The organism is Lysobacter sp. A286, from assembly GCF_054052105.1.
This window is the reverse complement of sequence record NZ_JBSVRJ010000001.1, coordinates 1,134,856-1,150,110: the sequence shown is the minus strand read 5'-3', so window position 1 is coordinate 1,150,110 and position 15,255 is coordinate 1,134,856. Positions and strand designations below refer to the sequence as shown.

Sequence of the window (15,255 nt, the reverse complement as noted above, 5' to 3'; positions counted from 1 at the left end):
CTTCAATCCCCACTTTGACTCCATAAGGAAAAATTATGCGCAAGATCCTGCTTGGCTGCGTACTGATGCTGCCCCTGGCGGCCTTCGCCCAACAGAAGTGCGAGCACACACGGGCGTTCGAACTAAGCCCCGACCTGGCCGGCATCGAGACCGTGGTGTTCGAGGTCGGCGGCTTCGATCTCGACCTCAAGGCCGCGGCCGGTGCGTCGGCACAACTGCAAGGCAAGGCCTGCGCATCCAGCGCGGAGAAGCTGGAGCAATTGCAATTCCAGCACCAGCGCCGCGGCGACAAGCTGGTGGTGTCGATGGACGGTGACGGTGACGGTTGGCAGTTCAGCCTGTTCGGCAACAACTACGCCTACATGCAGCTGACGGCCACCCTGCCCGACAATGTGGCGGTCCAGGTCGACACCGGTTCCGGCGATGCCAACATCGACGGCGTGGCCAGCCTCGACCTGGTGGTCGGTTCCGGCGATGCCGATGTGCGCCGCGTTCCCGGATTGGTGAGCGTGGTGGTCGGCTCCGGCGATGCCGAGTTGGCCGACATCGGGCCGCTGGAAGTCGGATCGGTGGGATCGGGCGACCTGGAGGCCAGCGACGTGGCCGGCGACGTCAAGATCGGCAGCATCGGTTCCGGCGACATCGACCTGGCCCGGGTGAAAGGAAGTGTCCAGGTCGGCACGATCGGTTCGGGCAGCCTGGACGTCGATACCGTCAGCGGCGACCTGCGCGTACGCAGCATCGGCAGCGGCGACGTCAATCACCGCGATGTGGGCGGGACGCGCGATCTGCCGGGACAGGGCTGACTAAACCAGAGCTGATCGTTGCAGGCGCGGCTTCGGCCGCGACCTGCCTGTCCCGCAACTATTTGTGGATACCGCCGCGGGTCAGCGCGACCGGATCCAGCAGCCGGCGCAGTGCCTGCTCGGTCATGCCGGTGACTTCCATCGCCACCTCCAGCACCGGACGCTGTTGCTTGTAAGCCTGCTTGGCAATGGCCGCCGCTTTCTCGTAACCGATCACCGGGTTGAGCGCGGTGACCAGGATCGGGTTGCGTTGCAGCGCATCGGCGACCACGTCGCGACGCACCTGCAGGTCGGCGATCACGTTGTCGGCCAGCAACCGCATCGTGTTGCCCAGCAGCCCGATGGAGTCCAACAAGTCCAGTGCGATCAGCGGCAGCATCACGTTGAGCTGGAAGTTACCGCTCTGGCCGGCTACGGTAATGGCGGTGTGGTGGCCCATCACCTGCGCGCAGACCATGCAGGCAGCCTCCGGGATCACCGGATTGACCTTGCCCGGCATGATCGAACTGCCCGGCTGCAAGGCCGGCAATTCGACTTCGCCCAAGCCCGCCAGCGGACCGGAATTCATCCAGCGCAGGTCATTGGCGATCTTCATCACCGCCACCGCCAGCACACTGAGCTGCCCGGACAATTCCACCGCATCGTCCTGCGATGCCAACCCTTCGAACTTGTTCTCGGCCGACTCGAACCGGGTTTTGCTCAGTGATGACAATGCCTTCGCCATCGCCTTGCCGAAGCGCGGATCGGCATTGATGCCGGTGCCGATGGCCGTGCCACCGATGGGCAGCCGTCGCAGACGCTTGAGTGCGTCCTCGATCCGCGCCTGCGCCGAGGCCAGCTGCGCCGACCACGCGCCGAACTCCTGACCGAAGGTCAATGGCATCGCATCCATCAAATGCGTGCGGCCTGTCTTGGTGACCTTGCCCAACGCCTTGCCGCGGCGGTCGATCACCCGTCGCAGGTGCTTGAGCGCCGGCAGCAACGACTCGACCGTCGCCAGCTGGGCCGACACCCGCAGCGCGGTCGGAATCACGTCGTTCGAGCTCTGGCCCAGGTTGACGTCATCATTGGGATGCACCGCCTTGCCACGCACCGAACGTGAGGCGAGCGTGGCGATCACCTCGTTGGCGTTCATGTTGCTGGAGGTGCCGGAGCCGGTCTGGAACACGTCGATCGGGAACTGGGCGTCGAACTCGCCGCCGGCCACGGACAGGGCCGCCTTGCGGATCGCCGCCGAACGTCCCTTCGGCAGCAGGCCCAGATCACCATTGACCTGCGCCGCCGCCGCCTTGACCAGCCCCAGTGCGCGGATGAATCCACGCGGCATCGGCCGGCCGGAGATCGGAAAGTTCTCCACCGCGCGCTGGGTCTGCGCGCCCCACAAGGCATCGGCGGGCACCTGGAGCTCGCCCATGCTGTCGTGTTCGATGCGGTAATCCTGCTTGGCCATGACGTCCTCCGTATGAGAAGCCGAGGATACGCCGCCGCGACTCCCGCCTCGCGCTAGAATGCGTGACTGCCACCCACACGCCCCAAAGCCATGCCCGCCAACGTTGAATCCCAGCTGCTCGCCCTGTCCCCGCTCGATGGCCGTTACGCCGGCAAGGTCGATGCGCTGCGGCCGATATTCTCCGAGTTCGGCCTGATCAAGGCACGGGTCAAGGTCGAGGTGGAATGGCTGCTGGCACTGGCCAATGAACCCGGCATCGAGGAACTCGCGCCGTTCTCGGCCGAAGCCACCGTACGGCTGCGCGAGCTCGCCGACGGGCTTTCGGTGGAGGACGCGGCGCGGGTCAAGGAAATCGAACGCACCACCAATCACGACGTCAAGGCGGTCGAGTACCTGATCAAGGAGCGACTGAAGGACGATGCCGAACTGGGCCCGGCGCTGGAGTTCGTGCACTTCGCCTGCACCTCCGAGGACATCAACAACCTCAGCTACGCGTTGATGCTGAACGAGGCGCGGCAGACGGTGCTGCTGCCCAGGCTCGACCAACTGATCGAGAAATTGCGCGCGATGGCGCACGAACACGCGGCGCTGCCGATGCTCTCGCGCACCCACGGACAGACAGCGTCGCCGACCACCGTTGGCAAGGAGCTGGCCAACGTCGTCGCCCGCCTGCGGCGCCAGGGCGAGACCCTCGCTGCCGCGCCGATGCCGGGCAAGATCAACGGCGCGGTCGGCAACTACAACGCCCATGTCGCCGCGTACCCGGACGTCGACTGGCCGGCTTTCTCGCAACACTTCGTGCACTCACTGGGCCTCAATTGGCAGCCTTACACCACCCAGATCGAGCCGCACGACGGCATCGCCGAGATCTGCGATGCCCAGCGTCGCATCGACACCATCGCCATCGACCTGTGCCGCGACATCTGGGGCTACATCTCGCTGGGCTATTTCAAGCAATCGGTGAAGGCCGGCGAAGTCGGCAGCTCGACCATGCCGCACAAGGTCAACCCGATCGATTTCGAGAACGCCGAGGGCAACTTCGGCATCGCCAATGCCCTGTTCGGGCATTTCGCGGTCAAGCTGCCGATCAGCCGCTTCCAACGCGACCTGACCGACTCGACTGTATTGCGTGCGCTGGGCACCGCGTTTGGCCACGCCCTGATTGGTTACGACGCATTGCTGCGCGGCCTCGACAAGCTGACCGCCAACCCGGAGCGCCTCGCCGCCGACCTCGATGCGAGCTGGGAAGTGCTGGCCGAGGCCGTACAGACGGTGATGCGCCGTCACGGCCTGCCCAACCCCTACGAACAGCTGAAGGCGCTCACCCGCGGCCACGGCATCAACGAGGCCTCGATGCGCGAGTTCATCGATGGTCTCGAGCTGCCGGCCGATGCCAGGCAACGCCTGCGCGGTTTGATCCCCGCAACTTACATTGGCCTTGCAGAAAAGCTCGCAAAGGAAATCTGACGCATGCGCGCTGCATTCGCTCTTGCTGCGCTGCTCGCGTTGCCCGCCTGCGCAGATTCCTCACCGCAACCTGCAGTCGAACCTGCGCTACCGACTGTCACACCGGCCAACGTTCCAGAATGCCCTGCTGATGCCGGCGTGATGGACGGTTGGAACGACCGTGCGCCACCACGCAAGATTTTCGGAAACGTGTATTACGTCGGAACCTGCGGCATCACTGCATTGCTGGTGACTTCGTTGCAAGGCCACATACTGCTCGACGGCGCCACCGAGCCAGGCGGCCCGGCGATTGCCGCGAACATCGAAGCGCTGGGCTTCAAGCTCGCGGACGTAAAGTTCATCCTCAACTCGCACGAGCATTCCGACCACGCTGGTGGCCTTGCCTATCTGCAACGCGTCACCGACGCGTCGGTTCTGGCGCGCGAGCCGTCCGCTGCGACGCTGGAACGCGGAGCGAGCGATCGCGGCGATCCTCAGTTCGGTGTGCTGGAAAAATTCCCGCCAGTGGCGAACGTGCAAGTGCTGCCCGACGACCAGACCGTCCGCATCGGCGATCTTGCACTAACCGCACACGCCACCCCAGGCCACGCCCCGGGCAGTACCAGTTGGACGTGGGCTTCCTGCGAGAGCTCGCATTGCCTGCAGATGGTTTATGCGGATAGCTTGAGCGCGGCTTCGGACAAGACCTACCTTTTTTCCGATCACGCGGATTACCTCGCCGCGTTCCACCGCAGCATCGACACGGTTGCGTCACTGCCCTGCGACATCCTGATTTCGCCACATCCACTGGTCTCCGATCTGTTCGCACGCTTCGACGGCAAGGCGCCGTTGATGGATGCCGACTCATGCAAGCGCTACGCCGACGACGCGCGCACCAACCTCGAACAACGCCTGCAAGACGAAAAGCAACACAGCGACCCATGATCGAAGTCCACGCCACCGCAAAGCATTTCCTCGGTATGCCGCCAGCGAAGTTCCTTCGCGAGTACTGGCAGAAGAAGCCGCTGCTGATCCGCAACGCATTTCCGGATTTCGACTCGCCGATGCAACCCGATGACCTCGCAGGCCTGGCCTGCGAGGACGGCGCCTTGTCGCGGCTCATCTCCCACGACAAGCCCAATGACCGGTGGACGGTCAGCCACGGGCCATTCCCTGAGGAGATGTTCCCGGGCCTGCCGCACCAGGACTGGACCTTGCTGGTGCAGGACGTGGACAAGTGGGATGCGGACGTCGCCGAACTGATCGGCCACTTCAATTTCCTGCCGCGCTGGCGGATCGACGACGTCATGGTGTCGTTTGCCGCGCCTGGCGGTTCAGTGGGCGCGCATGTCGATCAGTACGACGTGTTCCTGCTGCAAGCGGTTGGCCACCGCCGCTGGCAGGTCGATGCGAGCGACAGCCCGCCGATGGACTTTCGCGACGACGTCGAGCTGCGGTTGCTGCAGCAGTTCACGCCCAGCCACGACTGGGTGCTCAGCCCCGGCGACATGCTCTACCTGCCGCCGGGAGTGCCCCATCACGGCATCGCCGAGGATGCCTGCCTGACGTTTTCGTTTGGCATGCGTGCACCGTCGGCTTCGGAGCTGTTGGGCGACCTGGCCGACACGTTGACGGTGGATGCGGACGAATCACTGCGCTACCGCGACCCCGACCTGGCACCCGCGGATGACCCGGGCGAGATCGATGCTTCCGCGATGACCCGGGTGGTCGCCGCACTGGACCTGTTGCGCACCAGCGACCCGGAGCGGCTGGGCGACTGGTTCGGCAACTTCATCACCGTGTACCGCAACGCCGTCGACGTGGTCCCGGCGCAACTGCCACCCGGCGAGCTTCCCCGCTCGCGGATCGAGGTCGAATGGGACCTGCAGCACGGCGCCACCCTGCATCGTCATCCTTACTCGCGCATGGCCTGGCGCAAGACGACCAGCGGCGCACGATTGCATGCCAATGGCGAAGGCCACTCGCTGCCGGCCGCCGACGCGAGCCGGATTGCCAATACCACCGTCCTGGATGGCGCGACTTACGCCGCCCTGTCCGAAGGCGGCCGCAACTGCGTCCTCGGCCTGGTGGAAGCCGGCCACTACCACCTCGCGCTCCTGGAGGACGAAGACGAGTGAGTCCGACACCGGCTTTCCACGTCGAGGCGATCGATTACGCCAGCGGCCTGTCCGACCTGCGCACGGTCCGGGAATCCGTGTTCGTCCACGAACAGGGCGTTCCGCTGTCGCTGGAATGGGACGAGCTGGACCCGCGCTGCCACCATGTCATCGCTCGTGACCTGGAAGGCAAGCCTATCGGCACCGGCCGGCTCACCCCGGATCATTGCATCGGCCGGATGGCGGTGTTGAAACACTGGCGCGGATGCGGCGTTGGTGACGCACTGTTGGGCGCCCTGATCGAGCAAGGCCGGAGCCTGGGCTGGCGCGAGCTGTCATTGCATGCCCAGGTACAGGCGATCGACTTCTATGCGCGCCACGGTTTCCTGCCGCACGGCGAACGGTTCCAGGAGGCCGGCATCGAGCATCAGGCGATGCGCGTCAGTCTCGCTAACTGAACAGGGGCGAACCCAGAGCCGGCGTTATCGGCAACACCGCGTCTTTTTCGTGCCTGTCAAGGGCCTCCCCGCGGGTTCTAACGGCTATAATTCGAAGCCTTGGGTGTCTGAATAGCCGCAAGCAGGCCAATCCGGCGCTCTCAACTTCCCTCCCTGACGAGTTTCGCGACGCCATCGTGGCCAATCTCCTGAAGCAGTTCTCGCAGTCATCACAACTGGGCGCCAGCGGCGCATACATCGAAGACCTCTACGAGCAGTATCTGGTCTCACCGGAAAGCATCGAACCTGGTTGGAAAGCCTATTTCGACGGCTTTCAGGGTCGCCAGGCGGGTGACGTACCACATTCGGCCGTCATCGCCAGTATCACCGAGGCCGCCCGGCACGCCGGCAAGTCCAGCGCCACTGGCACCGCAGACGAGCGCGAACGCTTCGTGGGCAAGCTGATCACGGCGTATCGCTCGCGCGGCCACCTGGGTGCGAACCTGGATCCGCTCGGCTTGTTGCAAAAGCCCGATGCGCCCGACCTGAACCTCGGATTCCATGGCCTGTCCGGCAGCGACCTGGCCGACGAGTTCAGCACCGGCGGCGTGGCTGGCCAGGACCGGATGAAGCTGGGTGACCTGCTCAGCCTGCTGCAGGCGACCTACACCGGCTCGATCGGCAGCGAGTTCATGCATATCGCCGATGCCGAGCAACGGCGCTGGCTGTACAGCCGGCTGGAAAAAGCCGCCGGCAAGTATCACCGCAGCGCCGAAGACAAGAAGCGCATCCTGGAGCGGTTGACCGCCGCGGACGGGCTGGAGCGTTACCTGCATACCAAGTACGTCGGCCAGAAGCGATTCTCGCTGGAAGGTGGCGACGCGCTGATCCCGCTGATGGACACCGTCATCCGTCGTGCCGGCGAGCAAGGCACCCAGGACGTCGTGATCGGCATGGCCCATCGCGGCCGCCTGAACGTGCTGATCAATACGCTGGGCAAATCCCCGCGCAAGCTGTTCGACGAGTTCGAAGGCAAGTTCGACCATGTCGAGCTCGCCCACACCGGCGACGTGAAGTACCACCTCGGCTTCAGTGCCGACGTCGCGACTCCCGGCGGTCCGGTGCACCTGGCGCTGGCGTTCAACCCGTCGCACCTGGAGATCGTTGACCCGGTGGTCGTCGGTTCGGTTCGCTCGCGCCAGACCCGCCGCAGCGACACCGGCCGCACCCAGGTGTTGCCAATCCTGATCCATGGCGACGCCGCGTTTGCGGGACAGGGCGTGGTGATGGAGCTGTTCCAGATGTCGCAGGCCCGTGGTTTCCGGGTCGGCGGCACCGTCCACATCGTGATCAACAACCAGATCGGCTTCACTACCAGTGACCACGAGGACGCGCGTTCCACGCTGTACTGCACCGACGTGGCGAAGATGGTCGGCGCGCCGGTCCTGCACGTGAACGGTGATGACCCCGAGGCGGTGGCATTTTGCGCCGAGCTCGCGCTCGATTTCCGTAACACCTTCGCCAAGGACGTGGTCATTGACCTGGTCTGCTACCGCCGCCACGGTCACAACGAGGCCGACGAGCCTGCCGCCACGCAACCGGTGATGTACCAGGCGATCCGCCAGCACAAGACGCCGCGTGAGCTGTATGCCGACCGGCTGATTGCCGAAGGCACCCTGAGCGCCGACGATGCCAAGGCCGTGGTCGACCAGTACCGTGACAAGCTCGATGCCGGAGAGGTCACCACCGACCTGGTCACGGTCAAGCCCGATGAGTTCACCGTCGACTGGACCAAGTTCCTCAAGGGCACTCTGGCCGACATCGTCGACACCACGTTCGACCGCGACAACCTCAACCAGCTGGCCAAGCGGATCAACACGATCCCCGCCGACGTCAAGCTGCACCCGCGCGTGGCCAAGATCTACGAAGACCGTCGCAAGATGTCGGCCGGCGAGCAGGCCGGTGACTGGGGCTTTGCCGAAAACCTGGCCTACGCGTCACTGCTCAGCGAGGGTTACAAGCTGCGTCTGGTCGGCCAGGATTGCGGTCGCGGCACATTCTTCCATCGGCACGCCATCCTGCACGAGCAGACCAGCGACGAGTACTACCTGCCGCTGCGCGAGCTGGTGCAGAACCCGCTGGACGTGGAAATCATCGACTCGCTGCTCAGCGAGGAAGCGGTGATGGCATTCGAGTACGGTCACGCCACCGCAGACCCGGACACCCTGGCCATCTGGGAAGCGCAGTTCGGCGACTTCGCCAACGGCGCCCAGGTGGTGATCGACCAGTTCCTGTCCTCTGGCGAAGCCAAGTGGGGCCGGCTGTGCGGCTTGGCGCTGTTCTTGCCACATGGTTACGAAGGCCAGGGCCCGGAGCACAGCTCGGCACGGCTTGAACGCTTCCTGCAACTGTGTGCGCTGGACAACATGATGGTGTGCACGCCGACTACCCCGGCGCAGGCGTACCACATGATCCGCCGCCAGATGCGCATGCAGACCCGCAAGCCATTGGTGGTGATGACTCCCAAGTCGCTGTTGCGCCACAAGCTGGCGGTATCGTCGCTGGACGAGCTGGCCACCGGTGGTTTCCAGACCCTGATCCCGGATGCCAAGGCCGACCCGAAGAAGATCAAGCGGGTCGTGGTGTGCGGCGGCAAGGTCTATTACGACCTGCTGGAAGATGCCACCAAGCGGGGCGCCGATGACGTGGCCATTATTCGCGTGGAACAGCTGTACCCGTTCCCGCGCGAGGCACTGGCCGCCGAACTCAAGCGCTTCTCATCGGCCCGGGAAGTGATCTGGTGCCAGGAGGAGCCGCAGAACCAGGGTGCGTGGTATCAGATCGGCCATCACCTGACCTTCTGCCTGGCACCGAAACAGACCTTGCACTATGCCGGTCGCCTGCGATCACCCTCACCGGCGGTCGGCCACATGAGCGATCATCTCGCGGAACAGGCCCAGCTGGTCGCCGACGCGTTGGTGAATCCCGCCCAGGGCAACCCGGCTCCCGAATAACCGCATGCTTGTTCCGCTACTCTCAACCCTTCGCCATTCGTCCCACTTTCAAGTTACCCAGGATGTCTTTCCATGAGCACCGAGATCAAAGTTCCGGTCCTGCCCGAGTCCGTCTCCGACGCCACCATCGCTACCTGGCACAAGAAACCAGGCGATACGGTCAAGCGTGATGAGAACCTGGTCGACCTCGAAACCGACAAGGTTGTATTGGAGGTCCCCTCCCCGATTGATGGCGTGCTCAAGGAAATCAAGTTCGACACTGGCGCGACGGTGACCAGCGAGCAGGTACTGGCGGTCATTGACGACGCCGCGGCGCCCGCGGCCGACGCCGGCGACAAGAAAGCCGAGAAGATCGACAGCAAGAACGATGCCGCTGCGACCGACGTGGCCCAGCCGGTACAGCCCAAGGACGAGGCACCCAAGGCGGCCAAGGCTCCTGCGGCCGCCGGCAAGTCCGCTGACCTGCCTCCCGGTGCACGATTCACCTCGAACAAGGAAGGCATCGATCCGGCCAACGTCGACGGCACTGGCCGCCGAGGTGCCGTGACCAAGGAAGACCTGCTCAACTACGCGAAAAATGCAGGCGTCGGCAAGGCCGGTGGTGCGCGTCCGGAAGAGCGCGTCCCCATGACCCGGATGCGCGCACGCATCGCCGAGCGCCTGATGGAATCAAAGAATTCCACCGCGATGTTGACCTCCTCCAACGAGGTCAACATGAAGGCGGTCATGGACATGCGCAAATCCCAGGGCGAAGCGTTCAAGAACGCCTACGGGATCAAGCTGGGCTTCATGAGCTTCTTCGTCAAGGCTGCCGCCAACGCGCTGCAGCGCTACCCGCTGGTCAACGCGTCGGTAGATGACAAGGACATCATCTATCACGGTTACGCGGATATCTCGATCGCAGTGTCGACCGACCGGGGCCTGGTCACGCCGGTGCTTCGCAATGCCGAGTCGATGAGCTTCGCCGAAGTCGAGCAGGCCATCGACGGTTACGCCAAGGCCGCCCGCGAAGGTGGCCTGAAGCTGGAGGACCTCCAGGGCGGCACCTTCACCATCACCAATGGCGGCACGTTCGGCTCGTTGTTCTCGACCCCGATCATCAACCCGCCACAAAGCGCCATCCTGGGCATGCATGCCATCAAGGAACGCGCGATCGTGGAGAACGGCCAGGTGATCGCCGCGCCGATGATGTACATCGCATTGAGCTACGACCATCGCATTGTCGATGGCAAGGATGCGGTGCTGTTCCTGGTCGACATCAAGAACCAGCTCGAGAACCCGCATCGCATGCTGCTGGGCATGTAACCAAAGGATCATTTGAGATGAGCGAACAACAGAATTTCGACGTCGTGGTGATTGGCGCCGGTCCCGGCGGCTATGTGGCCGCGATCCGCGCCGCGCAGCTTGGCCTGAAGACCGCGTGCATCGACGCCGGAGTGGGCAAGGACGGCAAGCCCGCGCTGGGCGGGACCTGCCTGCGGGTGGGTTGCATCCCGTCCAAGGCATTGCTGGACAGCTCGCGCCAGTTCCACAACCTGACCCACATGTTTTCCGACCACGGCATCTCGGCCGACAAGCCGAAGATCGATGTCGGCGTCATGGTGGGGCGCAAGGACAAGATCGTGAACCAGTTCACTGGCGGCATCACGATGCTGTTCAAGGCCAACAAGGTCACCCCGTTCTACGGTTTCGGCACCCTGCACCAGGGCAACGTGGTCAAGGTCAAGCAGCACGACGGCTCCGAGATCGAGCTGAAGGCCGCCAACGTCATCATCGCCGCCGGTTCGGACTCCATCGAGTTGCCGTTCGCGAAGTTCGACGGCGACAAGATCGTCGACAACGTCGGTGCCCTGGATTTCGACAAGGTACCCAAGCGCCTGGGCGTGATCGGTGCCGGTGTGATCGGCCTGGAGCTGGGTAGCGTCTGGAAGCGCCTGGGCTCGGAAGTCACCATCCTAGAAGCCCTGCCCGGCTTCCTGGCGGCCGCCGACGCCGACATCAGCAAGGTCGCTGCGCGTGAATTCAAGAAGCAGGGCCTGGATATCAAGCTCGGCGCGAAGGTCAGCAAGGCGGAGATCAAGAAAGACGGTGTCCACCTGTCCTACAACGACGGCAAGCAAGAGCAGTCGCTGGTGGTCGACAAGCTGCTGGTGGCCGTTGGTCGCCGCGCGGCAACCAAGGGCCTGCTGGCCGACGACACCGGGGTCAAGGTCAGCGAGCGCGGCCAGATCGAGGTCGACGAGCATTGCCACACCGGCGTCGATGGCGTCTGGGCGATAGGCGACTGCATCCGCGGTCCGATGCTGGCGCACAAGGCGTCCGAAGAAGGCATCGCGGTCGCCGAGCTGATCGCCGGCCTGCCCGGTCATGTCAACCTGGATACCGTGCCGTGGGTCATCTACACCGAGCCCGAAATCGCCTGGGTCGGAAAGACCGAGGCCCAGTGCAAGGACGAGGGTATTCCCTACAAGACCGGGAGCTTCCCGTTTGCCGCCAACGGCCGTGCCGTAGCGATGAATGAACCCGCCGGCCTGGTCAAGGTGATCGCCCATGCCGAAACCGACCGCATCCTGGGCATGCACCTGTGCGGCCCGAGCGTGTCCGAGCTGGTCCACAGCGGCGTGATCGCGATGGAGTTCAATGGAGCGGCCGATGATCTGGCACGGATCTGCTTCGCGCATCCGGCGCTGAGTGAAGTAGTGCATGAGGCTGCCATGGCAGTCGAAAAGCGCGCCATCCACAAGGCAAACTGATCGCGTCATCATTGATCTGCGAACCAGAACGGCGCACCCAGGTGCGCCGTTCTGGTTTGGAAGCCCCCACCTTCGGAGCAAATACCACCATGCGGTCCATCTGCGTTTACTGCGGATCCAATCCCGGTGCCCGCCCCATCTATGCCGAGCGCGCCGCACTGCTGGGCACCCAACTGGGAAGCCAGGGCCTGACGGTCGTTTACGGTGGTGGCGATGTCGGCTTGATGGGCATCGTCGCCGATGCCGCGCTGGCGGCTGGCGGCGAGGTGATCGGGGTGATTCCCGAGCAACTGGTCAACCTGGAAGTTGCCCATCGCGGCCTGACCAGGCTCGACGTCGTGGCCAACATGCACGAACGCAAGAAACGCATGTTCGACCTGTCCGATGCTTTCGTCGCCCTTCCCGGCGGTTTCGGGACCATGGACGAGATGTTCGAGATGCTGACTTGGCGACAGCTCGGCATTGGCGACAAGCCATGCGCTTTCCTTGACGTGGATGGATTCTTCGCTCCGCTGATCGCAATGATGGATCGCATGGTCGCCGAAGGCTTCGTCCACCCCGGGCAGCGACAGGACCTGTGGCATGGCGAGGACATCGACACGATGTTGGACTGGATGCGCGCCTATACGCCCGCCCATGCAGAGAAGTGGCTGGAAGCGAAACGTCGCAGCGCCTTGCGCTAGCGCCATCGGGATATGATCCGGCAGACCTGTCCCACGCAGTAGCCGGCGGTTGCCGGAAGGAAGAACCACATGACGATCCCGGCCACCTTCAACGCCTTTCGCATCCATGATGACGAGGCAGGCTATCGCAGCGGTATCGAGCCGATCTCGCTGGATGACCTCGCCCCCGGCGAAGTCGTGGTCAAGGCCGTGCATTCCTCGGTCAACTTCAAGGACGCGCTGGCGGGCACTGGCAAGGGCAAGATCCTGCGGCGATTTCCGCTGGTCGGCGGGATCGATGTTGCCGGCCATGTGGTGGCCTCCACCGATCCGTCTTTCAAGGAAGGCGATGCCGTGCTGGCGACTGGCAGCGGCCTGAGCGAAACCCGCGACGGTGGCTACGGACAGTACGCCCGGCTGGAGGCGAAGTGGACCATTGCGTTGCCCGATGGCCTTGACCTGCGCGAGAGCATGATCCTGGGTACTGCCGGCTTTACTGCGGCACTGGCGCTGTTCCGCATGACCGAGAACCGGCAGCGACCCGAGATGGGACCGCTCGCGGTAACCGGCGCGTCCGGCGGCGTGGGCTCGTTGGCGGTCGATATTTTCAGCCGCGCCGGCTTCGAGGTACATGCCATCAGCGGCAAGGCCGACCAACATGCCTACCTGAGGGAAATTGGTGCCAGCCAGGTCCTGGGGCGTGACGCGTTGGCCACGACCCGGCCGATGGAGTCGGCGCGGTTCGGCGGTGGCCTGGACAACGTCGGTGGTCCGATGCTGACCAGCCTGCTCGCTCAATGCGCGCCGTACGGCAATATCGCCAGCGCCGGGCTGGCCGCTTCTGACGGACTCGATGCCACGGTGATGCCGTTCATCATCCGCGGCGTGTCACTGCTTGGTGTTGCCTCCGCCGGCACCGCACGTGCTATCCGTGAGGCGGTCTGGCAACATCTGGCCAGCGACTGGAAACCGAGGCACCTTGATCGCATCTGCACCCGCGAAGTGTCTTTGGCCGAGTTGCCACAGGTATTTTCGAACATGCTCGGCGGCGGTTCGCTGGGGCGCACGCTGGTGACGATGTGAGCCATTTGCGGCGTCGTCATACGAAGCTACAATCAAACCGATCTCCTGGGGGAAATACATGGCGCGCATCCTGATCGTCGACGACTCACCGTCACAACTGATGGGCATCCGCCGCATCGTCGAGAAACTGGGCCACGAAGCCCTGACTGCCGAAGACGGCGCCGCCGGGGTCGCCGCGGCCAAGCAGGAACTGCCGGACCTGGTGCTGATGGACGTGGTGATGCCCAACCTCAATGGGTTCCAGGCCACCCGCGCGATTTGCCGAGACGTCGATACCAAGCATATCCCGGTCATCCTGGTTACCACCAAGGACCAGCAAACCGACCGCGTCTGGGGCATGCGCCAGGGTGCGAAGGCCTACATCACCAAGCCGTTCAGTGAGGCCGATCTGGCCGAAGTGCTCGGCCAACTGCTACCCGGTTGAAGCAAGCCCGGTTGAAGCAAGCCCGGTTGAAGCAAGCCCGGTTGCAGCAAGCCCGGTTGCAGCAAGCCCCCGCGCCGAGCGAGCGCTACTCTCGGCGCCAATCCTCGCCGAACGCATCGCGCATGGTCTGATAGGCGTCGCTCTGTGCGTCGGTATGCGGTCGCGGCGCCAGCACTTCCAGCTCCACGATCTGGTCTCCTGCATCCGGCTTGGCGGGCAGGCCGCGGCCGCGCAGGCGAAGCTTGCTGCCGGCTTCCGAGTTGGCCGGGATCTTCAATTCCACTGACCCACCCAGGGTCGGCACGCTGATCGTCGCGCCCAACGCCGCCTCCCACGGCGCGATCGGCAGGACGTGGATCACATTGCGGCCGTCGACCTCGAACTGTGGATGGGCCGCGTAATCGATTTCCAGCAGCAGCGCACCGCCGTTGCTGCCCTGGCCACCCAACCGGATCGATTGCCCTTCGCGGATGCCCTTGGGCACGCGCACATCCAGGGTCTTGCCGTTGATCCCGACCCTGACGCTTGCGCCGGAATATACCGTCTCCAGTGGGACCGAGAGCTTGGCACGGGTATCGGCGTGCGGATTTGCACCCGGGCGCGGGGCGAATCCGCCATTGGCGCCAGCCGGGCCTCCTCCGCCCGGCCCACGACCGCGCCCAAACAGTGTCTCGAAGAAATCGCTGAAACCACCGCCCGCCCCACCGCCGGCAAATATCTCTTCGAAATCGACCCCCGAGCCACCCTGCCCGCCAAAGCCGCCGGCCGGCTGATGCACCTCATCGCCCGGACGATACCCACGCGTGCGCAACTGGTCGTAAGCCGCTCGCTTCTGCGGATCACGCAAAGCCTCGTAAGCCTCGTTGACGGCTTTGAACTTCTCCTCCGCACCCGCCTCCTTGCTGACATCCGGATGGTATTTTCGCGCCATCCTGCGATAGGCGGTCTTGATCTCGGCATCACCCGCGCTGGGTTCCACGCCGAGGGTTTGGTAATAGTCCTTGAAATGCATGGATACTCCGGAAATGCCCTTGACCGCAGCGTTGCGGGGCGTATGAATTTC

Annotated in this window: 14 protein-coding genes; 12 read left to right on the top strand and 2 right to left on the bottom strand. The window is 64.2% G+C overall.

Features of this window, described 5'->3' with window-relative positions; all coding sequences use genetic code 11:
- The first annotated feature begins 35 nt into the window (after positions 1 to 35).
- Positions 36 to 806, top strand: coding sequence for a DUF4097 family beta strand repeat-containing protein (locus ACW7G0_RS05400; RefSeq protein WP_456988138.1), 771 nt, complete (start codon positions 36 to 38; stop codon positions 804 to 806).
- 58 nt (positions 807 to 864) lie between these two features.
- Here the strand turns inward: ACW7G0_RS05400 and ACW7G0_RS05395 are convergent, their stop codons facing one another.
- Complete coding sequence (locus tag ACW7G0_RS05395; RefSeq protein ID WP_456988136.1) at positions 865 to 2,256, bottom strand: class II fumarate hydratase; 1,392 nt, start codon at positions 2,254 to 2,256, stop codon at positions 865 to 867.
- A gap of 90 nt (positions 2,257 to 2,346) precedes the next feature.
- Here ACW7G0_RS05395 and purB point away from each other — a divergent pair, with 90 nt between their 5' ends.
- The 11 genes from purB (at position 2,347) to ACW7G0_RS05340 (ending at position 14,323) form a co-directional block, all read left to right on the top strand.
- Positions 2,347 to 3,723 carry an adenylosuccinate lyase gene (gene purB / locus ACW7G0_RS05390; RefSeq protein WP_456988134.1) on the top strand — a complete coding sequence of 459 codons (1,377 nt, stop codon included), beginning with the start codon at positions 2,347 to 2,349 and terminating at the stop codon, positions 3,721 to 3,723.
- Between the two features lie 3 nt (positions 3,724 to 3,726).
- The gene (gene bla, locus ACW7G0_RS05385; protein ID WP_456988133.1) at positions 3,727 to 4,647 is read left to right on the top strand and encodes a subclass B3 metallo-beta-lactamase; all 921 of its coding nucleotides are present in this window, start codon (positions 3,727 to 3,729) and stop codon (positions 4,645 to 4,647) included.
- Positions 4,569 to 5,840: a JmjC domain-containing protein gene (locus ACW7G0_RS05380; RefSeq protein WP_456988132.1), complete on the top strand. Its 1,272-nt coding sequence runs from the start codon at positions 4,569 to 4,571 to the stop codon at positions 5,838 to 5,840. Before bla ends, ACW7G0_RS05380 begins: the two co-directional genes overlap by 79 nt.
- Positions 5,837 to 6,277 (top strand): GNAT family N-acetyltransferase, encoded by a 441-nt coding sequence (locus tag ACW7G0_RS05375; RefSeq protein WP_456961629.1) that lies wholly within the window; start codon positions 5,837 to 5,839, stop codon positions 6,275 to 6,277. Before ACW7G0_RS05380 ends, ACW7G0_RS05375 begins: the two co-directional genes overlap by 4 nt.
- A gap of 176 nt (positions 6,278 to 6,453) precedes the next feature.
- Entirely contained in the window at positions 6,454 to 9,270 is a 2,817-nt protein-coding gene (locus ACW7G0_RS05370; protein ID WP_456988131.1) for a 2-oxoglutarate dehydrogenase E1 component, read from the top strand.
- A gap of 72 nt (positions 9,271 to 9,342) precedes the next feature.
- Positions 9,343 to 10,575, top strand: coding sequence for a dihydrolipoyllysine-residue succinyltransferase (sucB, locus tag ACW7G0_RS05365; RefSeq protein WP_456988130.1), 1,233 nt, complete (start codon positions 9,343 to 9,345; stop codon positions 10,573 to 10,575).
- 17 nt (positions 10,576 to 10,592) lie between these two features.
- Positions 10,593 to 12,023: a dihydrolipoyl dehydrogenase gene (lpdA, locus tag ACW7G0_RS05360; RefSeq protein WP_456988129.1), complete on the top strand. Its 1,431-nt coding sequence runs from the start codon at positions 10,593 to 10,595 to the stop codon at positions 12,021 to 12,023.
- 89 nt (positions 12,024 to 12,112) lie between these two features.
- Positions 12,113 to 12,706, top strand: coding sequence for an LOG family protein (locus ACW7G0_RS05355; protein WP_456988127.1), 594 nt, complete (start codon positions 12,113 to 12,115; stop codon positions 12,704 to 12,706).
- Between the two features lie 69 nt (positions 12,707 to 12,775).
- Positions 12,776 to 13,768 (top strand): YhdH/YhfP family quinone oxidoreductase, encoded by a 993-nt coding sequence (locus ACW7G0_RS05350; protein ID WP_456988125.1) that lies wholly within the window; start codon positions 12,776 to 12,778, stop codon positions 13,766 to 13,768.
- Between the two features lie 58 nt (positions 13,769 to 13,826).
- Positions 13,827 to 14,192 (top strand): response regulator, encoded by a 366-nt coding sequence (locus ACW7G0_RS05345; RefSeq protein WP_456961635.1) that lies wholly within the window; start codon positions 13,827 to 13,829, stop codon positions 14,190 to 14,192.
- Positions 14,189 to 14,323 (top strand): hypothetical protein, encoded by a 135-nt coding sequence (locus ACW7G0_RS05340; RefSeq protein WP_456988124.1) that lies wholly within the window; start codon positions 14,189 to 14,191, stop codon positions 14,321 to 14,323. The genes ACW7G0_RS05345 and ACW7G0_RS05340 overlap by 4 nt, the downstream gene beginning before the upstream one ends.
- Here the strand turns inward: ACW7G0_RS05340 and ACW7G0_RS05335 are convergent.
- Entirely contained in the window at positions 14,278 to 15,204 is a 927-nt protein-coding gene (locus ACW7G0_RS05335; RefSeq protein ID WP_456988122.1) for a DnaJ C-terminal domain-containing protein, read from the bottom strand. The genes ACW7G0_RS05340 and ACW7G0_RS05335 overlap by 46 nt on opposite strands.
- Positions 15,205 to 15,255 lie beyond the last annotated feature (51 nt).